At 69.0% G+C, this 22,151-nt stretch carries 16 protein-coding genes and 1 tRNA gene; 11 read left to right on the top strand and 6 right to left on the bottom strand.

Annotated elements, in window-relative coordinates:
* Nucleotides 1–225 precede the first annotated feature (225 nt).
* Nucleotides 226–1,704 carry an NAD-dependent succinate-semialdehyde dehydrogenase gene (locus CS062_RS19145; protein WP_099863167.1) on the top strand — a complete coding sequence of 493 codons (1,479 nt, stop codon included), beginning with the start codon at nucleotides 226–228 and terminating at the stop codon, nucleotides 1,702–1,704.
* Nucleotides 1,705–1,761: 57 nt separating this feature from the next.
* On the opposite strand, the gene CS062_RS19140 is transcribed toward CS062_RS19145, so the two are convergent.
* The gene (locus CS062_RS19140) at nucleotides 1,762–3,441 is read right to left on the bottom strand and encodes a chitinase (RefSeq protein WP_099863159.1); all 1,680 of its coding nucleotides are present in this window, start codon (nucleotides 3,439–3,441) and stop codon (nucleotides 1,762–1,764) included.
* A gap of 146 nt (nucleotides 3,442–3,587) precedes the next feature.
* A complete protein-coding gene (locus tag CS062_RS19135; RefSeq protein ID WP_099863158.1) occupies nucleotides 3,588–4,487 on the bottom strand; it encodes a LysR substrate-binding domain-containing protein in 900 nt (299 codons plus the stop codon).
* 166 nt (nucleotides 4,488–4,653) lie between these two features.
* Here CS062_RS19135 and CS062_RS19130 point away from each other — a divergent pair, with 166 nt between their 5' ends.
* The 7 genes from CS062_RS19130 to CS062_RS19100 all read left to right on the top strand — a co-directional run bounded on the left by CS062_RS19130 (nucleotide 4,654) and on the right by CS062_RS19100 (nucleotide 10,742).
* Nucleotides 4,654–5,862 carry an MFS transporter gene (locus tag CS062_RS19130; RefSeq protein WP_099863157.1) on the top strand — a complete coding sequence of 403 codons (1,209 nt, stop codon included), beginning with the start codon at nucleotides 4,654–4,656 and terminating at the stop codon, nucleotides 5,860–5,862.
* 55 nt (nucleotides 5,863–5,917) lie between these two features.
* Nucleotides 5,918–6,733, top strand: coding sequence for a 2,5-didehydrogluconate reductase DkgB (dkgB, locus tag CS062_RS19125; protein WP_199174292.1), 816 nt, complete (start codon nucleotides 5,918–5,920; stop codon nucleotides 6,731–6,733).
* A gap of 91 nt (nucleotides 6,734–6,824) precedes the next feature.
* On the top strand, nucleotides 6,825–7,400 hold the full coding sequence (locus tag CS062_RS19120) for a TetR/AcrR family transcriptional regulator (RefSeq protein ID WP_099863155.1): 576 nt from the start codon (nucleotides 6,825–6,827) through the stop codon (nucleotides 7,398–7,400).
* A 74-nt stretch (nucleotides 7,401–7,474) separates the two neighbouring features.
* Nucleotides 7,475–8,212, top strand: a complete 738-nt coding sequence (locus CS062_RS19115; protein ID WP_199174291.1) for an SDR family NAD(P)-dependent oxidoreductase — start codon at nucleotides 7,475–7,477, stop codon at nucleotides 8,210–8,212.
* Nucleotides 8,213–8,261: 49 nt separating this feature from the next.
* A tRNA-Gly gene (locus CS062_RS19110) sits at nucleotides 8,262–8,336 on the top strand.
* A gap of 255 nt (nucleotides 8,337–8,591) precedes the next feature.
* Complete coding sequence (locus tag CS062_RS19105) at nucleotides 8,592–9,794, top strand: MFS transporter (protein ID WP_099863154.1); 1,203 nt, start codon at nucleotides 8,592–8,594, stop codon at nucleotides 9,792–9,794.
* A 30-nt stretch (nucleotides 9,795–9,824) separates the two neighbouring features.
* Nucleotides 9,825–10,742, top strand: coding sequence for an aspartyl/asparaginyl beta-hydroxylase domain-containing protein (locus tag CS062_RS19100; protein WP_099863153.1), 918 nt, complete (start codon nucleotides 9,825–9,827; stop codon nucleotides 10,740–10,742).
* A 65-nt stretch (nucleotides 10,743–10,807) separates the two neighbouring features.
* Here CS062_RS19100 and CS062_RS19095 read toward each other — a convergent pair whose 3' ends face one another.
* The gene (locus CS062_RS19095; protein WP_099863152.1) at nucleotides 10,808–11,671 is read right to left on the bottom strand and encodes a dioxygenase family protein; all 864 of its coding nucleotides are present in this window, start codon (nucleotides 11,669–11,671) and stop codon (nucleotides 10,808–10,810) included.
* 228 nt (nucleotides 11,672–11,899) lie between these two features.
* Between CS062_RS19095 and CS062_RS19090 the strand changes: the two genes are divergently transcribed.
* Entirely contained in the window at nucleotides 11,900–14,404 is a 2,505-nt protein-coding gene (locus tag CS062_RS19090) for an ABC transporter permease (protein WP_099863151.1), read from the top strand.
* A 20-nt stretch (nucleotides 14,405–14,424) separates the two neighbouring features.
* Here the strand turns inward: CS062_RS19090 and folD are convergent, their stop codons facing one another.
* The 3 genes from folD to CS062_RS19075 form a co-directional block, all read right to left on the bottom strand.
* Nucleotides 14,425–15,282, bottom strand: coding sequence for a bifunctional methylenetetrahydrofolate dehydrogenase/methenyltetrahydrofolate cyclohydrolase FolD (gene folD, locus CS062_RS19085; protein WP_099863150.1), 858 nt, complete (start codon nucleotides 15,280–15,282; stop codon nucleotides 14,425–14,427).
* A gap of 100 nt (nucleotides 15,283–15,382) precedes the next feature.
* Entirely contained in the window at nucleotides 15,383–16,018 is a 636-nt protein-coding gene (locus CS062_RS19080; RefSeq protein ID WP_091734133.1) for a response regulator transcription factor, read from the bottom strand.
* Nucleotides 16,015–18,612, bottom strand: a complete 2,598-nt coding sequence (locus CS062_RS19075) for a PAS domain-containing sensor histidine kinase (RefSeq protein WP_099863149.1) — start codon at nucleotides 18,610–18,612, stop codon at nucleotides 16,015–16,017. The genes CS062_RS19080 and CS062_RS19075 overlap by 4 nt, the downstream gene beginning before the upstream one ends.
* Before the next feature lie 323 nt (nucleotides 18,613–18,935).
* Here CS062_RS19075 and aceE point away from each other — a divergent pair, with 323 nt between their 5' ends.
* A complete protein-coding gene (gene aceE / locus CS062_RS19070) occupies nucleotides 18,936–21,641 on the top strand; it encodes a pyruvate dehydrogenase (acetyl-transferring), homodimeric type (RefSeq protein WP_099863148.1) in 2,706 nt (901 codons plus the stop codon).
* 93 nt (nucleotides 21,642–21,734) lie between these two features.
* Nucleotides 21,735–22,151, top strand: a 417-nt coding sequence (locus CS062_RS19065) for a biotin/lipoyl-containing protein (protein WP_303645161.1), incomplete at its 3' end; no start/stop codon positions are given.

Below are 22,151 nucleotides of genomic sequence, written 5' to 3'. Positions count from 1 at the left end.
GGCCTGGCGGTTCGGTGTGGCGCAGATGTCGCTGCGACATGAATCAGTGTGTGTCCTCGCGGGTGCGCGGCTTGCCGGAAAGGCGGGCCAAGCGCTTGATTTCGCGAAGCTTTCGATTATAGGAGCCGAGCCCCCGTTGACGCGGTGTTGACATGGCAACCCGCGCGGCGCGGCTAGGATGCCGGCCTTTCCCGGACAGAGACACGGAGCACGGACATGGCGACGATGGACCCCAAGACCTCCCCGCTGGCGCAACTCAAGGATCCGAGCCTGCTCAAGACCGACGCGCTGATCAACGGCGAGTGGGTCGGCGGCGCCAGCCGCTTCGACGTCGACGATCCGGCCACCGGCGCGCTGCTGACGCATGTGGCCAACCTCGGGGCGTCGGAGGCCGACGCGGCGATCACCGCCGCGAATGCGGCCTGGCCGGCCTGGCGGGCGAAGACCGCCAAGGAGCGCTCGGCCATCCTGATGCGCTGGTACCACCTGCTGATCCAGCACGCGGACGACCTGGCCCGGATCCTGACGGCCGAGCAAGGCAAGCCGCTGGCCGAGGCGCGTGGCGAGATCGTCTACGGGGCGAGCTTCGTCGAATGGTTCGCCGAGGAGGCCAAGCGCGTCCGCGGCGAGGTGGTGCCGACCACCGACGCGTCCAAGCGCACCGTCGTCATCCGGCAGCCGGTGGGCGTGTGCGCGGCCATCACGCCGTGGAACTTCCCGCTGGCGATGATCACCCGCAAGGTCGCGCCCGCACTGGCGGCCGGTTGCCCGGTCGTGATCAAGCCGGCCGAACAGACGCCGCTGACCGCGCTGGCCGCCGCCGAACTGGCGCAGCGCGCCGGCATGCCGGCCGGGGTGCTGAACGTGATCACCGGCGACAGCGAGCAGTCGATCGCCATCGGCCAGGTGCTGTGCGCGAGCGACGCGGTGCGCCACCTCTCGTTCACCGGCTCGACCGAGGTCGGCCGGATCCTGATGGCGCAGTCCGCGCCGACGATCAAGAAGCTGTCGCTGGAGCTGGGCGGCAACGCGCCGTTCCTGGTCTTCGACGATGCCGACCTGGACAGCGCCGTCGAGGGGGCGATCGCCAGCAAGTACCGCAATGCCGGCCAGACCTGCGTCTGCGCGAACCGGCTGTATGTGCAGGCCGGGGTCTACGACGCCTTCGTCGCGAAGCTGGCGGAGAAGGTCGGCGGCCTGAAGGTGGGCAACGGCTTCGAGCCCGGCGTGACGCAGGGGCCGCTGATCGAGGACGCGGCCATCGAGAAGGTCGAGCGCCATGTCGCCGACGCCGTGGCGAAGGGGGCCAAGGTGCTGGTGGGCGGCGCGCGCCTGCATGACCGCTTCTTCCAGCCGACGGTGCTGTCCGAGGCGACCGGCGAGATGCTGTGCGCGCGCGAGGAAACCTTCGGGCCGGTGGCGCCGGTCTTCCGCTTCACCACCGAGGCCGAGGGCATCGCGATGGCCAACGCGACCGAGTTCGGCCTGGCGAGCTACTTCTTCAGCCGCGACATCGGCCGCATCTACCGTGTGGCGGAGGGGCTGGAGTCGGGGATGGTGGGCATCAACACCGGCCTGATCTCGTCGGCGGAGGTGCCGTTCGGCGGCGTGAAGCAGTCGGGACTGGGGCGCGAGGGCGGGCACCAGGGCATCGACGAGTACCTCGAAACCAAGTACCTGTGTCTCGGGGACATCAATCGCTGATCTCGCCGGCGGCGCGTCGTCGCTGACGCGCCGCCGGTGCGGTCGTCGTTCCGCGGATCAGCGGGGCGCGGCGCTCGTCACCGCTGGGCCGACATAGGTCCACTGCGCATTGGCGGCGGTCGTCGTCGGGAAGTACCAGTAGCGGCCGTCGGCACCCGTGGCGCGGAGTTCGTAGACCTCCATCGGCATGCCCGGCTTGTACGGGTTCAGGTAGCGGAAGCGGTCGCCGATCGCCGCCTTGCGATCATTGGCGCCCCAGGACTTGAGCGCGGCGATCCGGCTGTTGGCGGCCAGCGCCTCGGCCTTGTCCGTGCCCAGGTAGACCCAGAAGCGGTTGTTCGTCTTGTCGGTCGGGAAGTACCAGTAGCGGCCGTCGCTGCCCAGGCCCTGCAGGCTGAAGTATTCGGTCTGGCGGGAGTAAGGGTTCTGGTACTCGTAAACGGTGTCGAGCGTGCCCTTGCGGTCGTTGCTGCCCCAGGACAGGACGCGGTCGTCGACGATGGTGACGTCGGGGAAGTGGTGCTTCACGCAGGCCGCATAGTCGCCCGCCGTGAGCGCCGAGTGCGGCGTCTGATAGCCGACCAGCTTGCAGGCGTAGCTGCGGCCTTCCGGATTCGCGGCGACCCAGCGATAGTCCTGCTCCCAGTAGGTCGGCGTGGCGCCGGCGCCGCCTTCGTCGAACTGCTTCATGCCCTTGCAACCGAGCACTTCGTCGGCCGGCACTGGCACCTTGAAGTGGGCGGCGAACGCGCGGTAGTAGCTGATCCGGTTCAGCGATTGCGCGACCTCCACCGAGCCGCCGCATTCGACGCCGCCGTTGATGATCTGCGTGGTCACGCCGAAGCCGGGCTGAAGGCCGTTCTGCCGGTCGCGCGCATTGGGTTGCCAGGTGCCGTCGACGACGAACAGCATCGGCGGCTTGGGCGGCTGCGGGTACATGTAGAAGAAGACCGCGCTGGCCAGGTTCAGCCAGGTGTCCGCGACGAGTTCCGGCTTGTCCAGCAGCGTGCGCACGCTGCCGAACATCGCCAGCGAGAACGGGCCGTAGTTGTAGTTGTAGGACAGCTGCTTGGCGCCGCGACCGAAGTAGCTCTTGTACTCGCCGTTGACGAAGGTGCCGCAGGGCCAGGTCTTGCCTTGCCAGGTGGCCGGGTTGCACTCGCCGTTGTAGCCGCCGCGCATGTCCTCGGTCCAGCCCATCTCGCGCACCCAGCGCAAGCCCTGTCGCCACTCGGGTTCGGGGCGGTAGCTCTCGTGCGCGCCGGTTTCCTGTGCGAAGTGGGCGAACATCGTCGCCAGCGCCTTGCGGCAGATCGCCTCGGCGTCGCGGCCGTCCGCGTAGTCGCCGCAGACCGCCGGGAACTTGCCGATCGCGCGCAGGAAGCCGCCGTAGGTGTACTCGGGCGCACGCAGCGGGAACAGATGGTCCCAGTCGGCGCTGGACATCAGGCCCTCGACGCGCCGGACATTGGCGGGATTCGCGGCGCGATTCGGAACGATGGCCTCCACCTGCTCGTTGGGCAGCGTCGCGATCGCCCGCTTGATCGCCGTCATGACGGGATCGCTGGTGAGGCGGGCCTCGTCGGCCAGCAACACCGACTGCTTGATCGCGTAGCCGCCGGAAGCACCGTCCGCCGCAGCGGACGGGCTCGCACCGATGAGCAGGGCAGGGGTGGCGAGGAGCGGCGGCACGATCGACCGCGCGAAAGTGGAGAGGCGGGAGAAGGAGAGCGTCATGGCTCGACTCCGGAGTGAGGGAGCCGAGATGGTTCCGGCGCAGGCGCTTGCCGACCATTCCGCCCATCTGTGTCTGTGGGCGGCGGCCATGGCATGGAGAGGTGGGGCGCTGCCCCTGCTGGGTGGCTCCCGTCGGTGGCGCTGCTTCAGCCGGCCTGCAGGACGGCCATCCGCTCGGCCAGGTAGTCCAGGAAGCAACTGATCCGGGAAGCCAGCGCGGTGTTGCGGTAATAGACCGCATGCACCGGTTGGCGGGTGTCGACCGTGTGCGGCGTCAGCACCTGCACCAGCGTCCCGTCGGCGCGGTCCTGCGCCGTCATGAAGTCCGAGAGCGACACCAGCCCCTGGCCGGCGATGGCGAGCTGGCGCAGGGTCTCGCCGCTGGACGCGCTGAGCGTGGCGGCAATGGGATAGCCCTCGCCGCCGGACCAGCGCAGGGGCCAGGTGTTGAGGCTTTCCGGCGCGGTGAAACCGAGCAACCGGTGGCCGCTCAACTGCTCGACCCGGGTGGGGCGGCCGTGCGCCGCCAGGTAGGCGGGACTGGCGAGCACCCGCAGTCGGAAGCTGCCCAGCGGCCGCGCGTGCAGCGAGGAATCCGCCAGCGTGCCGATGCGCAGTGCGACATCGGTGCGCTGCTCCAGCAGGTCGATGATCTGGTCGCTGCTGTTGAGCTCGAGCTCGATCTGCGGGAAGCGTTCGCGGAAGCCGCCGATCAGCGGCACCAGCACATGCAGCATGAAGGGCGAGGCGGCATTGATGCGCAGCCGCCCGGCCGGCTGGTCGCGGCGCAGGGCGAGCTGCTCCTCCGCCTCCTCGACCGAGGCCAGCACCTTGCGGGCGCGGGCCAGGAAGAACTGGCCCTCCTCGGTCAGCTCCAGGCGGCGCGTCGAGCGCCGCATCAGCGTCGTGCCCAGCTTCTGCTCGAGCCGGCTCAGGGCCCGGCTGACGGCCGACACCGTCTGCCCGAGCTGCTCCGAGGCCGCGCTGATCGAGCCGGCGTCCACGATGGCGGCGAGGACGGCGAGTTCGTCGAGGGTGCTCTTCATGGGGGCGCTCCTGTCCAAGGTCGGGCCCCGGTCGACCGCGTCCCGGGGATCGGCGGCATCATATTTGCAACCGAGGCAAAAATCATTTGGTCGTTCGAGGCTTTTTCTGCAAGTGACGAATGCGCACACTGGCGCCCATCGTCCCCTCACCGCAGGAGTCCTCCTCATGCCGATCGCTCTCTGGGCGCTGACCGTCAGCGCCTTCGCCATCGGGACCACGGAATTCGTCATCGTGGGCCTGATCCCGACCATGGCTGCCGACCTCGGCGTCAGCCTTCCCTCCGCGGGCCTGCTGGTCTCGCTCTACGCGCTGGGCGTGGCCATCGGCGCGCCGGTGCTCACCGCGCTGTCGGGCCGCTGGCCCCGCAAGCAGCTGCTGCTGGCGCTGATGCTGCTGTTCACCGCCGGCAACCTGCTGGCGTGGCTCGCGCCGGGCTACGGCGCGCTGGTCGTCGCCCGCGTGCTGACCGGCCTCGCGCACGGCGTGTTCTTCTCGATCGGCTCGACCATCGCCACCAGCCTGGTGCCGCGCGAGAAGGCGGCCAGCGCCATCGCCACGATGTTCTCCGGACTGACCGTCGCGCTGGTCACCGGCGTGCCGCTGGGCACCTTCGTCGGCCAGCACTTCGGCTGGCGCGCCACCTTCCTCGCGGTGGCCGCTCTGGGCCTGGTCGCCTTCCTCGCCAGCCTGGTCTTCGTGCCGCGCAAGCTGGCCCAGCCGGCGCCGGCCAGCCTGCTGCACCAGCTCGAGCCGCTGCGCCAGCCGCGCTTGCTGCTGGTCTATGCGATGACGGCGGTGGGCTACGGCGGCTCGTTCATCGCCTTCACCTATCTCGCGCCGATCCTCCAGCAGGTCAGCGGCATCTCGGCCAACGGCGTCAGCCTGGTGCTGCTGGTGTACGGCGTGTCGGTGGCCTTCGGCAATGTCTGGGGCGGCAAGCTCGCCGACAAGCGTGGCCCGGTCGGCGCGCTCAAGCGCATCTTCCTCGGGCTGGCCGCGGTGCTGTTCGTGCTCAGCGTCACCGCGCACTCGCCGATCGCGGCCGTGCTGACCGTGCTCGCCTGGGGCGCCTTCGCCTTCGGCAACGTGCCGGGGCTGCAGCTCTACGTCGTGCAGCAGGCCGAGGCCCACGCGCCGAAGGCGGTGGATGTCGCCTCGGGCCTGAACATCGCCGCGTTCAATCTCGGCATTGCCGGCGGCGCCTGGGGCGGTGGCCTGATCGTCGAACGGCTCGGGCTGCTGCACACGCCGTGGATCGGCGCGATCGTGGTGCTCGGCGCCTTCGCGCTGACGGTGCTGGCTGGCCGCCTGGACCGCCGCTTCCCGCTGCCGCGTCGTGCGCCCGGCGCCGGTCCTGTCGTCGTTGGACATTGAGCACGACACCCCCCGCCCGTCCCTTCGCTTCCCGATCCCTTTTCCGGAGTTCCTCATGACCCCCTCCAACCGCCCCATGCCCCCGCTCGGCCTCGGCACCTTCCGCCTGAAGGAGCAGACCGTCGTCGATGCCGTCAAGAGCGGCCTGTCGCTCGGCTACCGCCACATCGACACCGCCCAGATCTACGACAACGAGGCCGAAGTCGGCCAGGCGATCGCCGAGAGCGGCGTGCCGCGCGCCGAGCTCTTCGTCACGACCAAGATCTGGACCGAATCGCTGGCCGGCGACCGCTTGGTCCCCAGCCTGCGCGAGAGCCTGGCCAAGCTGCGCCTGGACGCCGTCGACCTGACGCTGATCCACTGGCCCTCACCCGGTGGCGCGGTGCCGTTGAAGGAGACGCTGGAGGCGCTGCTCGATGCGCAGCGCCAGGGCCTGACCCGCGCGATCGGTCTTTCCAACTTCACCGTTGCGCAGATGCGCGAGGCGATCGAGCTCGTCGGCGTCGCGGCGCTGGCGACGAACCAGGTCGAGCGCCATCCCTTCCTGCAGAACCGCGCGGTGGTCGATTTCGCGCGGGCGCAGGGCCTGCACTTGACCGCCTACATGCCGCTGGCCTACGGCAAGGTCATGGCCGAGCCGGTGCTGCTGGACATCGCCGGGAAGCACGGCGCCACGCCGGCTCGGGTCGCGCTCGCTTGGCAGTTGCAGCAGGGCTTGGCGGTGATCCCGTCGTCCACCCGACCGGCCAATCAGGCGTCCAACCTGCAGGCCTTGTCGCTGCGGCTGGACGATGCGGACATGGCACGCATCGCCACGCTCGACCGCGGCGAGCGCCTGGCCAATCCGGACTTCGCACCCGCCTGGGACTGAGCGGCGAGCGCCGCCGCTGCGCGCGCGTCGGCGCTCGTTGCCAAGTCCCTTTATTTGGAACGGTCATTCCATAATCGCTACAGTCCGCCGCATGGCCCGACCCAAGCAATTCGATCCCGACGTGGCGCTGGATGCCGCGGTGGCGCTATTCCGCGAGCATGGCTACGCGGGCACGTCCGCCGAGATGCTTACCGCCTCGATGGGTATCGGCAAGCAGAGCCTCTACAACACCTACGGCGGCAAGTGGCCGCTGTACTGCGCGGCGCTGCGCCGTTATGCCGACGACGAGACCGGCGAGCATCTGCGTGAACTCAAGGCCGGGAAGACGGGGCTCGATGGCCTGGAACGGATGTTCAAGCGCGTCGCGGCGACGGCCCATCGGCCTTGCCTGGGCGTGAGCTCTGTGCAGGAATTCGGCACCGACAGCGAGGGCAGTCCCGAACTGATCGAGATTCGCGCGCCGGCCGGGCAGGCGCTGCAGGCGGCGCTCCTCGAGCGGGTCCGTGCGGCGCAGGCCGACGGCGAGTTGTCGGCAACGCTCGATCCGCGGCAGGCGGTGAGTTTCCTGCTCGCCCAGATCGCGGCGCTGCGGCTGGCCGCACGAGGCGGCGCCGGTGAGGCCGAACTGCGCGCCCTGGCGCGTCTTGCCCTGCGGGCCCTGAAGTGAGCCCGCATTTTTTTGCCTGATTGTGGAACGATTGTTCCAATAAACGATCCAAGGATCGAAGGAAGGAAGCAGCGATGACGACATCACCCCGGACGCGCCGCGTGGCGCTGGTCTTCGGCGGCTCACGTGGGATCGGCGCGGGCATCGCGCAGCGGCTGGCCCGGGATGGCTTCGACGTGGCGCTGACCTACGTGTCGCGGCCGGATGCGGCGGAGGCGGTCGTCGCCGCGATCGAGGTCGCGGGCGGGCGAGGCCTGGCGATCCCGGCCGACAGCGCCGATCCGGCGGCACTACGGGCGGCGGTCGAGCGGGCGGTCGACCGCCTGGGGCCGCTGGACGTGGCGGTGGTCAATGCCGGCGTGTTGCGCCATGGGACTGTCGACAGGATGCCGCTGGAGGACCTCGATCTCTCGCTGAACGTCAACGTCCGGGGCGTCTTCCTCGCGATCCAGGCGGCGGTGGCGCAGATGCGCGACGGCGGGCGGGTGATCACGATCGGCAGCAACACGGCGATTCGCACCGGCGCGCCGGGGACCAGCGTCTATGCAATGACCAAGGCGGCGGTCGCGTCGATGGCGCAGAACCTGGCACTGGATCTGGCGCCTCGCGGCATCACGATCAACAACGTCCAGCCAGGGCCCGTCGAGACCGACATGAGCGCGCCCTTCGCCGATTACCTGAAAGACAAGCTGCCGATGGGTCGCATGGGCCGGCCGGACGAGATCGGCGCACTGGTGTCGTTCCTGGCAGGGCCAGAATCCGGTTACATGACCGGCACCAGCCTGACCATCGATGGCGGGTACATCCTCTGAGCGCCTCGCCCGGCGGTTGTCCCAGCTTGGGCCATAATCCGCTCCCACCGCGGGCGTCGTATAACGGCTATTACCTTGGCTTCCCAAGCCAATGACGAGGGTTCGACTCCCTTCGCCCGCTCCACTCCCTCTGCGCCCTCGCGCCCTCCGCGCCCTCCGCGCCCTCCGCCCTCTGATCGCGCCAGCCGCGCGCGCCGACCCCCTGTCGGCCCTGGATGCCCGCGCGCGTCTGCCCCGGAGCGCTACCCGCTGTTCCGACCGCCGCCATGCGGCCGATTCCCGCTTCAGGGCGCTCTCCAGAGCCCCTGCGCCCGTCCCGGTGGTCGATTCATGTTGCAATGCTGAACGTTTCCTGAACGTTTTCTTTCAGCCGTCCAACATGTCCGCCGCCTCACCGACCGCCTCGCCCGAGCTTTCCGACGCCCCCCTCCCCAGTGCGCACACCGGCTGGGCGCTGCTCGCGCTGGCGATCGGCGGCTTTGCGATCGGCACCACCGAGTTCGCGGCGATGAGCCTGGTGCCGTTCTTCGCGCCCGACCTGGGGATCGACATCCCCTCCGCCGGGCATGTGATCAGCGCCTACGCCTTGGGCGTGGTCGTCGGCGCGCCGCTGCTGGCGGTGCTCGGCGCCAAGGTCCCGCGCCGCACGCTGCTGATCCTGCTGATGCTGGCCTTCGCCGTCGGCAACGGGCTGAGCGCGTTGGCGCCCGGGTATCACGCGATGCTGCTGTTCCGCTTCCTGAGCGGGCTCCCGCATGGCGCCTACTTCGGCGTCGGCGCGCTGGTCGCCGCGTCGATGGTGGCGCCGCAGCGCCGCGCCCAGGCGGTCAGCCTGATGATGCTCGGCCTCACCGTGGCCACCATCGTCGGCGTGCCGCTGGCCAATGCGCTGGGGCAGTGGGCAGGCTGGCGCTGGGGCTTCGGCGTCGTGACGCTGCTGGCGCTATTGACCGCCGCCCTGGTCGCGATGCATGCGCCGCGGGACCGCGTCCAGGCTGGCGCCAGCGCGATGCGCGAGTTGGGGGCGCTCGGCCGCCGTCAGGTCTGGCTGACGCTGGGCATCGCGACGATCGGCTTCGGCGGCATGTTCGCCGTCTATACCTACCTCGGATCGACGCTGCTCGAGGTCACCGGCGCCGGCCCCGGCCTGCTGCCGGTGGTGCTGAGCGTGTTCGGCATGGGCATGACGGCGGGCACGCTCGGCGCCGCCTGGGCCGCCGACCGCGCATTGATGCCCACCGTCGGCGGGCTGCTGCTGTGGAGCGCCGCATCGCTGGCGCTGTATCCCTTCGCCGCCGGCAACTTGTGGACGCTGCTGCCAGTGGTCTTCCTGATCGGCTGCGGCGGCGGGCTCGGCACGGTGCTGCAGACGCGGCTGATGGACGTCGCCGGCGATGCCCAGACGCTGGCCGCGGCGCTCAACCATTCCGCCTTCAACGCGGCCAATGCGCTGGGCCCGTGGCTGGGTGGACTGGCGATCGCCGCGGGCCACGGCTGGACCTCGACCGGATGGGTGGGCGTCGCCCTGGCCTTCGGGGGAATGGCTTTCTGGGCGGTATCGCTGGCGCTCGATCGCCGATAATCCGCCGCTTGTCTTCAGGAGTCCCGACACATGGCCGACTGGCTGCCGCCCACGCGCTACTGGGTGCTGGCGATCTTCATCGCCTCGGCGCTGTATGCCCATTTCCGCGGCCGCGTCCGCTTCAAGCTGGCCCGCGCGCTCACCGACTTCACCGTGCTGATCTCGCCGATCAACGCGGTCATGTACCTGTTCTCCCGCGCCCCGGCCACGCCTTACCTGAACACGGCCGAGTTCCCCGAGCTCAAGCTGCTGCGCGACAACTGGCGACTGATCCGCGAGGAAGCCCTCAAGCTCAATGACGAGGGCTACATCAAGGCGGCCTCGGGCTACAACGACATCGGCTTCAACTCGTTCTTCAGGACCGGCTGGAAGCGCTTCTACCTGAAGTGGTATGACCGGGACATGGCCTCGGCGAACGCGCTGTGCCCGAAGACGGTCGAGTTGCTCAAGCAGATCCCCGGCGTGAAGGCGGCGATGTTCGCGTCGCTGCCGCCGGGCGCGAAGCTGGTGCGTCACCGCGACCCGTACGCGGGCTCGCTGCGCTACCACCTGGGCTTGACCACGCCCAACGACCCGGGCTGCTACATCGAGGTCGACGGCCAGCGCTACCACTGGAAGGACGGCGAGGACGTGATGTTCGACGAGACCTTCATCCACTATGCCGAGAACACCACGACGCATCAGCGCGTGATCCTGTTCTGCGACGTGGAGCGCCCGGTCTACTTCGCGCCGATCCGCTGGCTCAACCGCGCCTTCGGCAAGCTGGTGATGACCTCGGCGGCGACACAGAACCTGGAGAGCGAGCCCATCGGCGGCCTCAACAAGTTCTTCTATCACGCGTACAAGGTGCGCCTGTTCTTCAAGGCGTTCAAGGCGAGATCCCGCACCGGCTACTACGTCGTCAAGTGGGCGCTGATCCTCGGCATCCTCGCGGCGATCTTCCTCTGACCGCTGGCGCGATGTCCCGATGAACGACGGCCCCGCGGGGCCGTTGTCGTTGGTGGGTCGGCCGATCAGGACGCCGCGGTCTGCGCATCGGCGTGCGCCAGCGCCTCCTGGAGCGCGCCGGCGTGCGGCCCGAATGCGTAGGCGTCCATGCCCAGGCAGCCGAAGGTGACGCCCTCGTGGATCCGCAGCGGCGCATGGTCCCGCCCGCCCGCGCCGGCGGCGACGTACCAGGGCAGCAGGTGCTCGTCGGTCGGATGCATCAGCGCGGCGTGCGGCGCCTGCGTCCGGTAGGCCTCGAGCGCCGGCCAGTCCCGGGCCGCCGAACGCTCGGCGAACCAGTGCCGGAAGACCGCCGATTCAGGCATCTCCGGCACGCCGTCGCCGGCGGCGGTCCCGGTGATCGCCGAGCGCATCAACAGCCGCAGGTTGTGGGTGATGCTGCCGGTCCCCAGGACCAGCAGCCCGTCGCTGCCCAGCCCCTGGAGCTTGTCGCCGAGCGCCATCAGCTGCGCGGGCGACGCGTGCGGCGTCAGCGTCAACGGGATGACCGGAACGTCCGCCGCGGGGATCAGATAGCGCAGCGCGGTCCAGATGCCGTGGTCCAGCCCGCCATGCTCGACGACAGGCAAGGCCAGCGACTCGCCGAGCCTCGCGGCCAGTGCTCGGTCACCGGGCGCGTCATAGCGCAGCGCGGACAGCGCCGGTGGGAATCCGCCGAAGTCGTAGATCGCCTCGTGCCGGTCCGCGCCCAGCAACACCGCCGCGCGGGCGGTGGTGTGCGCCGAGATCGCCAGCACCGCTCGCGGCCGGCCCCAGCGGGTGAGCAGGGTCCGGCCGAGCCGTTGCAGGAACGCACCTGTCTGGCCAGGTTCCAGCGCGATCATCGGCGAGCCGTGCGAGACGAACAGGGAAGGGAAGGGCAGGTTCATGACCTCATTGAACGCCCGCTGCCGGGGCACATCGTCAAAACCGGTTGCATGGACTGTTCAAGCCGATTGCATGGCCGCATCCCCGCAGCAGCACGCAGGCATGCGGTTCGCTACAGTCCGCGCATGAGCGCGCATCCGTCTTCCTCGTCCGCCGGCCCTGCCGGGGCTTCCGCGGCCCGACCCGCCGCCGACCCGGCCGGTCGCCGTCCGCCGTCCCTCTGGCGTCAGATGGCCCTGCAGACCTGGCGCGATGCACGCGCCGGCGAGCTGCACCTGCTGATCCTGGCCCTGATGCTGGCGGTGGCCGCGGTGTGCGCGGTGGCCTTCCTGTCCGACCGGCTGGACCAGGGACTGCGGCGCGATGCGGCCCAGTTGCTGGGCGGCGACGCGGTCGTCGCGAGTGATCAGCCGACGCCCGCCGCGGTGCGGCAGTTGGCCGACCGACTGAACCTGCGCAGCGTCGAGACGCTGAACTTCCCCAGCATGGCGCGCGCCGGCGAGGACCAGGGCGGCGGCAGCCGCCTGGTGGCGGTCAAGGCGGTCGGGACGCGCTATCCGCTGCGGGGCGCGCTGACCTTGAAGGATGGCCGCCAGGTGGGGGCGCCGGCCGCCGGCACGGTCTGGGTCGACGCGGGCGTGCTGAGCGCGCTGGGCCTGAAGGTCGGCGACCCGCTGCTGCTGGGCGATGCGACGCTGAGGATCGCCGGCGAGATCGCCAATGAGCCGGACCGTGGCGCCGGCTTCCTGAACTTCGCGCCCCGGGTGATGTTGGCGCAGGCGGACCTGGCCGCCACCGCGCTGATCCAGCCGGCCAGTCGCGTCACCTACCGTTTCGCGGTGATCGGCCAGGGGCAGGAGCCGGGCAGCGCGGTGCAGCAGTTCACCACCCAGACCCGCCAGCAGATGAAGGACGGCCACTGGCGCGGCGTGAGGCTGGAGTCGCTGGAGACCGGTCGGCCGGAGATGCGCCAGACGCTGGACCGCGCGACCAAGTTCCTGAACCTGGTGGCGCTGCTGGCGGCCTTGCTGGCGGCGATCGCGGTCGCGCTGGCGGCGCGCGAGTTCGCCAACCGCCACCTCGACGACTGCGCGATGTTGCGGGTGCTCGGTCAGCCGCAGCGGCGCCTGGCCTGGGTCTTCACCCTGGAATTCGCCACCGTCGGTCTGGTCGCCAGCGCGATCGGCGTGCTGCTCGGCTTCCTGCTGCATTACGGCTTCATCGCGCTGCTGGCCGGCCTGATCTCGGTCGACCTGCCCGCGCCGGGGGCCTGGCCGGTGCTGCTGGGCCTGGGCATGGGCATGAGCCTGCTGCTGGGCTTCGGCCTGCCGCCGGTGCTGCAGCTGTCGGCCGTGCCGCCGCTGCGGGTGATCCGGCGCGAGCTGGGCCGACCCAAGATGGGCTCGATCGCGGTGCTGCTGGCGGGCGTGATGGGCTTCGCGGCGGTGCTCACCGCGCTGTCGGCCGATTGGCGCCTGGGGCTGGTGGCGACCGGTGGTTTCGCCGTCGCGCTGGGCTTCTTCGCGCTGCTGGCCTATGGCGCGGTGCTGGCGCTGCGTCGGCTGGTGCCACAGGCCGGCGCGCCGCGCTGGCTGCTGCTGGCGACGCGTCAGGTCGCGGCGCGGCCGGCCTTCGCGGTGCTGCAGGTCGGCTCGCTCTCGCTGGGGCTGCTGGCGCTGGCGCTGCTGGTGCTGATGCGCACCGACCTGATCGAGAGCTGGCGTGCCGCCACGCCGGTGAACGCGCCGGACCGCTTCGTCATCAACATCCAGCCGGACCAGGGCGCGGGCTTCCGCGGCGAGCTCGACCGGGCCGGCGTCAAGGACTACGACTGGTATCCGATGATCCGCGGCCGCCTGGTCGCGATCAACGGCGAGGCGGTGCAGGCCAGCCGCTTCACCGAGGAGCGCGCGCAGCGGCTGGTCGAGCGCGAGTTCAACCTCAGCCACAGCGCCGAGCTGCCGTCGCACAACCAGATCTCCGGCGGCAAGTGGACCGCCGAGGAGCGGGGCGGCGTCAGCGTCGAGCAGGGCCTGGCGGATCAACTGGGACTGAAGCTCGGCGACACGCTGCGGTTCGACATCGCCGGCGTGCCGGTCGATTCGCGGATCACCTCGCTGCGCAAGGTGGACTGGGGCTCGATGCGGGTCAACTTCTTCGTCCTCTACCCGCATGCGGCGATGCCGGAGCTGCCGGTCAGCTTCATCTCGGCCTACCGGTCGCCGCAAGGCGAGGGCGCCGCGGCGGCGCTCGATCGCAAGCTGGTCAATGCCTTCCCCAACCTGACGCTGATCGATGTCTCGGCCGAGTTGCACCAGGTCCAGCAGGTGCTGGAGCAGGTGATCATGGCCGTGCAACTGCTGTTCGCGGTCGCGCTGGCATTGGGCGTCGTGGTGCTGCTGGTGGCGGCGGTGGGATCACGGGATGCGCGCACGCGCGAGTTCGCGCTGATGCGGGCGTTCGGGGCGTCCAGTGCGCTGATGGCCGCGGTGCAGCGCGCGGAGCTGCTGGGACTGGGGGCGCTCGCCGGCCTGCTGGCCGGGCTGGCGGCGCAGGCGCTGGGCTGGGCGTTGACGCACTACGCCTTCGAGTTCGAATGGCAGTTCAAGCCCTGGGTGCTGATCGGCACGACGATCGGCGGCGCGGTGCTGGCGCAGCTCGCCGGCTGGTGGGCGTTGCGCGGGGTGCTGCAGCGTCCGGTGGTGCAGACGCTGCGCGAGGCGGATACGAACTGATGGCGTGTGAGTCAGCCTTCTCAGCGCGCCGCGGCGGCGCGCTCGGCTGACTCGATGGTGTTGACCAGCAGCATCGTGATGGTCATCGGGCCGACGCCGCCCGGCACCGGCGTGATCCAGCTGGCGACTTCCTTGACGCCGTCGAAGTCCACATCGCCGCAGAGCTTGCCTTCCTCGGTGCGGTTCATGCCCACGTCCAGCACCACCGCGCCCGGCTTGACCATGTCCGCGGTCAGCACGTTGCGCTTGCCGACGGCGGCGACGACGATGTCGGCCTGGCGGGTGAAGTGCGCCAGATCCGGCGTCGCGCTGTGGCACACCGTCACCGTCGCATTGGCCTGCAACAGCAGCATCGCCATCGGCTTGCCGACGATATTGCTGCGGCCGATCACCACCGCATGCTTGCCCTTGGGGTCGACGCCGATGAACTCCAGCATCTTCATGCAGCCATAGGGCGTGCACGGCTTGAAGCCCTCCTGGCCCACCATCAGCGCGCCGGCGCTGGCGACGTGGAACCCGTCCACATCCTTCTCCGGCGCGATTGCCTCGATGACCTTGTGCGCGTCGATGCCCTTGGGCAGCGGCAACTGCACCAGGATGCCGTGGATCGACGGATCGTTGTTCAGCGCGTCGACCCGCGCCAGCAGCTCCGCCTCGGTCATCGTGTCGGCGTACTTCTCCAGCACCGAATGCATGCCGGCGTCCTCGCAGGCCTTGACCTTGTTGCGCACGTAGACCTGGCTCGCCGGGTTCTCGCCGACCAGCACCACCGCCAGGCCGGGCTTGACGCCCCGGGCGGTCAGCGCGGCGGCGCGCGTCGCCACCTCGGCGCGCAGTTGCTTGGACAGCGCGTTGCCGTCGATCAGTTGAGCGGTCATGGTCGGTACTCCGGAATCAGAAAAGCGGAAGGGCAGAGGATCACTCTGCCCGGGGAATGCAAAAGGCCGCTTCGCAGCGGCCTCTGGATGTGTCGTCGGATCAGCCCGCCTTCGCGGCCGCCGTGTTCGCGCCGAGCGCGATCTTCAGCAGATCGGCCACGGTGTTGGCATTGAGCTTCTCCATGATGTTCGCGCGGTGCGCTTCCACCGTCTTGATGCTGATGCCCAGGTCATCGGCGATCTGCTTGTTCAGGCGCCCGGCGACGATGCGCTCCAGCACCTGCGCCTCGCGGGTCGTCAGGCGCGACAGCAGCGCGTCGCGGCTGGCCGCTTCCTGCTGCGTGGCGAAGGCGCCGCGCGCCTGGTCCAGCATGCGCTCCACCAGCGACAGCAGCTCTTCTTCCTTGAACGGCTTCTCGATGAAGTCGACCGCGCCCTTCTTCATCGTCTGCACCGCCATCGGCACGTCGCCGTGACCGGTGATGAACACGATGGGCAGCGGGCTCTTGCGCTCGATCAGCTTGTCCTGCAGCTCCAGCCCGCTCATGCCTTCCATGCGGATGTCGGCGATCAGGCAGGCCACCTCGCGCGGGTCGTAGCGGCTCAGGAAGCTCTCGGCGGAGTCGTAGCACTTGACCCGGTAGTCCTTGCCTTCCAGCAGCCACTGCAAGGAATCTCGCACAGCCTCGTCATCGTCGACGACGTAGACATTACCCTTCTTCGGAATCAAGCTCATGGTGTTGCTGCGGTGTTGTGAGCAGTGCCCGTCCCCGAGTCGCCGCTCTTGTCGAGCGGTACGAGCTGGGGCTCCGGACGCGGAATGTCCACGGGGATCGTGAACGCGAACCGGCACCCGACGATGGACGGGCCATTGTAGAGGTTCTCGGCGCGGATCCGACCCTGGTGGGACTCGATGATGGACCGGCATAACCCTAGGCCGATGCCCAATCCATCGGCCTTCGTGGAGAAGAAGGCCTCGTACATGCGCTCGATGACCTCGACCGGCAGACCCGGTCCCATGTCGGTCACCGAGAACTCGATGTTGGCCCCGAGCTCCGCGCTGTGCTTGGGCACGACGCGCAGCTCGATGTGGCGGCGCGAGGGCGGCAGCGCCGCGTTGTCGATCGCCTCGGCGGCGTTCTTGAGCAGGTTCAGCAGCACCTGCTCGATCAGGATGGGATCGACCCGCATCACCGGCAGCCGCTGCGCGACATAGGTGTGGATCTGCACGTTGCGCCGCCGCAGCTCGATGCCCGCGAGCTCCACCGCATCCTCGACGATCGACGCCGCGAACGCGGGCTGGCGCTGCGGCTCGCTCTTCTTCACGAAGGCTCGGATGCGATGGATGATCTGGCCCGCGCGCTGCGCCTGCTTGGCGGTCTTCTCCAGCGCGACGATCAGGTCGTCCTTCTGGATGTTGTCGTTGCGCACCCGCGAGACCATGCCGTTGCAGTAGTTGGTGATCGCGGTCAGCGGCTGGTTGAGCTCATGCGCGACGCTGGAGGCCATCTCGCCCATCGTGATCAGCCGGCTGGTGACCTGCGCCTTCTCGGCCTGCTGCTGCTGCTGCGCCTCGGCATGGCGGCGCGCCGTGATGTCGGTGGCGATCAGCATCTGCGCCAGGCGGCCGTCGGTCCATTGCAGGTACCGCGCGCGCACGTCGAACCACATGTCGAGCTGCGCGATGAAGACCTCGCGCGAATCGCCGCCGACCTCGGTCAGGTGCTGCGCCGGCAGGCCGCCATAGTCGTCAACGTCCTCGTCGGTCTCGAAGCTCGCGTCCTTGGTGCTGGTGGCGCCGGCCAGCTGCGAGCCCGCGAGCATCGCATGGCCCTTCGGATCGGCGCCGAACCAGAGCCGGTAGCTGCGGTTGGCGAAGAGCAGCTCGCCCTGCTGCACCGACAGCACCGACACCGCCGCATCCAGGCCTTCCAGCACCGTGGTGAAGCGCTCATGCGAGGCCGACAGCTGGTCGCGGACCCGCTTGGCCTCGGTGATGTTGGTCATCGAGGTCATCCAGCCGTTCTGCTTGCCCTTGGGGTCGATCAGCGGCGAGACATACATGCGGGCGTCGAAGATGCTGCCGTCCTTGCGCATCACCTTGACCTCGGAGCCGCCCGCCGGGCTGCGCCCCTGCATCTCCTGCTGCAGCAGGCGCAGGTTTTCCTCGTAGCGGTCCGGCGGCCAGTACGGGAAGGGCGGCTTGCGGCCGATCAGCTCGGACTCGGCGAAGCCGGTCATCGCGCAGAACGCCGGGTTGACGTAGCTGATGCGCGTCTCCAGGTCCATCGCCCGCATGCCGGTCAGCATCGAGTTCTCCATCGCGCGCCGGAAGTTGGTCTCGGCGGCGAGGGCGTTCTGGACCTGCGCGCGCCGGCGCATGTGCTTCCAGGTGCCGAGCAGCATCCAGACGGTCAGCACCGACAGCGCCATCACCATCCAGAACAGCGTGTTGGAGATCAGCCCGATCGAGGTGCGATAGCCCTGGCCGCGCAGCACCAGGCCCGGCGCCGGCGCCATCGGCACCTCGTAATAGATCGGCGCGCGGGTGATGCGCTTGCCCGGCATCGGCGTGACGGTGCTGGCGACGACCTGCTCGCGCGGATCCAGCACCGCGACGGCATGGCGCGAGGTCAGCTCGTTCGGCACCGAATAGCGCAGCAGGCCTTCCACCGCGTACTCCGCGATCAGCACGCCGGCGAAACCGGCGCGGTCGCTCAGCGGCAGCTGCAGCTGGAAGACGGTCGTGTTGTTGGCGTCGGCGAAGGAGGCCGAGTACACCCGGGTGCGCCGGTCGCGCGCGCCCTGGAAGGCGCGCTCCGGCTCGCTGTTGGCATGGCCGTTGGGCATCGACGGATCGCTGCCGTCCAGCGTCATCAGCGAGTCGGCCTGCTCGCCGATCGCCGCGACGCTGACGCGGCGCTCGCGGCGCGCGTTCAGCCAGGTGATGTGGGTGATCTCGGGGCGGTTGCGCGCGATCGCCATCGCGCGCTGCGTGAACTCGAGGTTGTCGATCGCGCGGTTGGCCAGGTCGCGCTGCAGCGGGATCAGGAAGTCCTCGTTCTCGATCAGGCGCGAGCGGATCTGCTGCTGCGCCATCTCGGTGTCGCGCTTGACGGCCTCGGCCTCGCGTTCGATCTCCTCGTTGCGCAGGTACCAGAAGGCCGAGACGATCGCCGCCAGGAACAGCACCACCGACAGCAGCGGGCCCAGCGTCGCGAAGCGGTCCTGCCGCGACGGCGACTGCCGCCGCCACCACGCCGACACCAGGCGTTTGAGAGGGTTCAGGGCACGGCGCGCAAAGCCTTGGACATCGAGGCGGGACAACATGGGCGCGATTATCCCGGTGCCTTCGACGCGACCCGGCTCCGACGGCCCCGGGCATTCCCGATCCGGGCATTCCCGGATCGCATCGTGAAAGACATCCGTCACGGATCGCCGCCGAAAACGCCTTCGAAATTTCACGATGCGGAAACGCATCGCGCTATTTGGAAAATCGACGGCTTATGCGACACTCCGCCGCCATAGCCCTTCCGGAGGGTGCCGACGCATGCGTGTTTCCTTAAGCTCGGGCAGGATTGCCTGTTCGGATCGGACACCGCGCCGCGCGGTTGCCCGTCCGAAGGCCGTGATTGAGACACAGGAGACAACACATGTCCGCGCAGCCCCAGTCGTTCCTCGGCGCAGCCGCCAATGACACCGACGCCCTCGAAACCAAGGAATGGCTGGACGCGCTGTCCGCCGTCATCGGCGAGGAGGGCGGCGACCGCGCGCACTTCCTGCTCGAGACCTTGATCGACCACGCGCGCCAGGCCGGCATCGACGTGCCGTTCTCGGCCACCACCGCCTATGTCAACACCATCCCGGCCGACCGGGAAGAGCGCTTCCCCGGCAACATCGACATGGAAGAGCGCCTGCGCGCCTTCATGCGCTGGAATGCGATGGCGATGGTGGTGCGCGCCAACCGCCTGCATCCGGAAGACGGCGGCGACCTGGGCGGCCACATCTCCAGCTTCGCCTCGCTGGCGACGATGCTGGGCTGCGGCTTCAACCACTTCTGGCACGGCGACGACGGCATCCACGGCGGCGACCTGCTCTACATCCAGGGCCACAGCGCGCCCGGCATCTATGCCCGCGCCTTCCTGGAAGGCCGCATCACCGAGGAACAGCTGAACAACTTCCGCCAGGAAGTCGACGGCAAGGGCCTGTCGAGCTATCCGCATCCGAAGCTGATGCCGGAGTTCTGGCAGTTCCCCACCGTGTCCATGGGCCTGGGCCCGCTGATGGCGATCTACCAGGCGCGGTTCCTGAAGTACCTGCATGCCCGCGGCATCGCCGACACCTCCAAGCGCAAGGTCTGGGTCTTCCTGGGCGACGGCGAGATGGACGAGCCGGAAAGCCTGGGCGCGATCGGCCTGGCCGCGCGCGAGAAGCTCGACAACCTGATCTTCGTCGTCAACTGCAACCTGCAGCGCCTGGACGGCCCGGTGCGCGGCAACGGCAAGATCATCCAGGAACTGGAAGGCGAGTTCCGCGGCGCCGGCTGGAACGTCATCAAGCTGATCTGGGGCTCCTACTGGGATCCGCTGCTGGCGCGCGACAAGCAGGAGCTGCTGCGCAAGGTCATGATGGAGACGCTGGACGGCGACTACCAGGCCTACAAGGCCAATGACGGCGCATTCGTCCGCAAGCACTTCTTCGGCAAGCATCCGGAGCTGCTGAAGATGGTCGAGAACATGTCCGACGAGGACATCTGGCGCCTGAACCGCGGCGGCCACGATCCGCAGAAGGTCTACGCGGCGTATCACAAGGCGGTGAACACCGTCGGCCAGCCCACCGTCATGCTGATCAAGACCGTCAAGGGCTACGGCATGGGCAAGATCGGCGAAGGCAAGAACACCGCCCACCAGACCAAGAAGCTGCAGGACGAGGACATCAAGGCCTTCCGCGACCGCTTCAACATCCCCATCCCGGACAGCGAGCTGCCGAAGATCCCGTTCTACAAGCCGGCCGACGACACGCCCGAGATGCAGTACCTGCACGAGCGCCGCAAGGCGCTGGGCGGCTACCTGCCCAAGCGCCGTCCGCAGGCGGAGGAATCGCTGAAGGTGCCGGACCTGTCGACCTTCCAGGCGGTGCTGGACCCGACCGCCGAGGGCCGCGAGATCTCGACCACCCAGGCCTACGTCCGCTTCCTGACGACGCTGCTGCGCGACAAGGAGCTGGGCCCGCGCACCGTGCCCATCCTGGTCGACGAGGCGCGCACCTTCGGCATGGAAGGCCTGTTCCGCCAGATCGGCATCTACAACCCCGCGGGCCAGAACTACACGCCGGTCGACAAGGACCAGGTCATGTACTACCGCGAGGACAAGGCCGGCCAGATCCTGCAGGAAGGCATCAACGAAGCGGGCGGCATGGCCAGCTGGATCGCTGCGGCGACGTCGTATTCGACGAACAACCGCGTGATGATCCCGTTCTATGTCTACTACTCGATGTTCGGCTTCCAGCGCATCGGCGACCTGGCCTGGGCGGCGGGCGACATGCAGGCGCGCGGCTTCCTGCTGGGCGGCACCTCGGGACGCACGACGCTGAACGGCGAAGGCCTGCAGCACGAGGACGGCCACAGCCACATCCTGGCCGGCACCATCCCGAACTGCATCAGCTACGACCCGACCTTCGCGCACGAGGTGGCGGTGATCCTGCACTCGGGCCTGAAGCGCATGGTCGAGAACCAGGAGAACGTCTACTTCTACCTGACGCTGCTCAACGAGAACTACCCGATGCCCGGCCTGAAGGCCGGCACCGAGGAGCAGATCCTCAAGGGCATGTACCTGCTGGAAGAGGCGGCGCAGCATCCGCTGACCGTCAACCTGCTGGGCTCGGGCACGATCCTGCGCGAGAGCCAGGCGGCCAAGCAGTTGCTCGAGGCCGACTGGGGCATCGGCGCCAACGTCTGGTCCTGCCCCAGCTTCAACGAGCTGGCCCGCGACGGCCAGAACGCCGAGCGCTGGAACCTCCTGCACCCGACCGAGCTGGCCTGCGTGCCCTACGTGACCCAGCAGCTGAGCAAGGTGCAGGGGCCGGTGATCGCCTCGACCGACTACATGAAGAACTATGCGGAGCAGATCCGCGCCTTCATCCCGGCCGGTCGCTCGTACAAGGTGCTGGGCACCGACGGCTTCGGCCGCAGCGACTTCCGCTCCAAGCTGCGCGAGCACTTCGAGATCAACCGCCATTACATCGTCGTCGCCTCGCTCAAGAGCCTGGCCGATGAAGGCAAGATCCCGCAGGCCAAGGTCGCGGAAGCCATCAAGAAGTACGGCATCAACGTCGACAAGATCAACCCCCTGTACGCGTAAGCGGACATCGGGGGTGATCTTGGGGCGACGCTCATGTTGCGCGGCAACGTGAGGGGAGACCACAAGATCTCTCCCGCAATGGAGACACGAGATATGGCATTGGTGGAAGTCAAGGTTCCCGACATCGGGGACTTCAAGGACGTCGCGATCATCGAAGTGCTGGTCAAGCCCGGCGACACGGTGAAGGCGGAGCAGAGCCTGGTCACCGTCGAGTCCGACAAGGCCTCGATGGAGATCCCGTCCTCGGCGGCGGGCGTCGTCAAGGAATTGAAGGTCAAGCTCGGCGACAAGCTGAACGAGGGCGACCTGATCGTCGTGCTCGAGAGCGATGCCGCCGCGGCGCCGGCGCCGCAACCCGCGGCTCCCGCTCCCGCGCCGGCTGCTGCGGCCCCGGCGGCTCCCGCTGCGGCCCCGGCGCCGCAGGCGGCTGCCCCGGCGGCAGCGCCCGCGTCGGCCGGCCCGGTCGACATCGTCGTGCCCGACATTGGCGACTTCGACGAGGTCGCGGTG

The sequence above is a fragment of the Roseateles chitinivorans genome, from assembly GCF_002761755.1.
Lineage (GTDB): Bacteria > Pseudomonadota > Gammaproteobacteria > Burkholderiales > Burkholderiaceae_C > Roseateles > Roseateles chitinivorans.
The sequence above is the reverse complement of the archived record's forward strand: the minus strand, read 5'-3'. Positions and strand labels throughout refer to the sequence as shown.

Excerpts from the sequence above, each read along its gene's own strand:
- dkgB (WP_199174292.1), top strand. The coding sequence starts at position 5,918 with ATGACCCCCTCCAACCGCCCCATGCCCCCGCTCGGCCTCGGCACCTTC.
- CS062_RS19135 (WP_099863158.1), bottom strand. The coding sequence starts at position 4,487 with ATGAAGAGCACCCTCGACGAACTCGCCGTCCTCGCCGCCATCGTGGAC.
- CS062_RS19120 (WP_099863155.1), top strand. The coding sequence starts at position 6,825 with ATGGCCCGACCCAAGCAATTCGATCCCGACGTGGCGCTGGATGCCGCG.
- CS062_RS19140 (WP_099863159.1), bottom strand. The coding sequence starts at position 3,441 with ATGACGCTCTCCTTCTCCCGCCTCTCCACTTTCGCGCGGTCGATCGTG.
- CS062_RS19105 (WP_099863154.1), top strand. The coding sequence starts at position 8,592 with ATGTCCGCCGCCTCACCGACCGCCTCGCCCGAGCTTTCCGACGCCCCC.
- folD (WP_099863150.1), bottom strand. The coding sequence starts at position 15,282 with ATGACCGCTCAACTGATCGACGGCAACGCGCTGTCCAAGCAACTGCGC.
- aceE (WP_099863148.1), top strand. The coding sequence starts at position 18,936 with ATGTCCGCGCAGCCCCAGTCGTTCCTCGGCGCAGCCGCCAATGACACC.
- CS062_RS19130 (WP_099863157.1), top strand. The coding sequence starts at position 4,654 with ATGCCGATCGCTCTCTGGGCGCTGACCGTCAGCGCCTTCGCCATCGGG.
- CS062_RS19090 (WP_099863151.1), top strand. The coding sequence starts at position 11,900 with ATGGCCCTGCAGACCTGGCGCGATGCACGCGCCGGCGAGCTGCACCTG.
- CS062_RS19115 (WP_199174291.1), top strand. The coding sequence starts at position 7,475 with ATGACGACATCACCCCGGACGCGCCGCGTGGCGCTGGTCTTCGGCGGC.
- CS062_RS19100 (WP_099863153.1), top strand. The coding sequence starts at position 9,825 with ATGGCCGACTGGCTGCCGCCCACGCGCTACTGGGTGCTGGCGATCTTC.
- CS062_RS19095 (WP_099863152.1), bottom strand. The coding sequence starts at position 11,671 with ATGAACCTGCCCTTCCCTTCCCTGTTCGTCTCGCACGGCTCGCCGATG.
- CS062_RS19075 (WP_099863149.1), bottom strand. The coding sequence starts at position 18,612 with ATGTTGTCCCGCCTCGATGTCCAAGGCTTTGCGCGCCGTGCCCTGAAC.
- CS062_RS19080 (WP_091734133.1), bottom strand. The coding sequence starts at position 16,018 with ATGAGCTTGATTCCGAAGAAGGGTAATGTCTACGTCGTCGACGATGAC.
- CS062_RS19145 (WP_099863167.1), top strand. The coding sequence starts at position 226 with ATGGACCCCAAGACCTCCCCGCTGGCGCAACTCAAGGATCCGAGCCTG.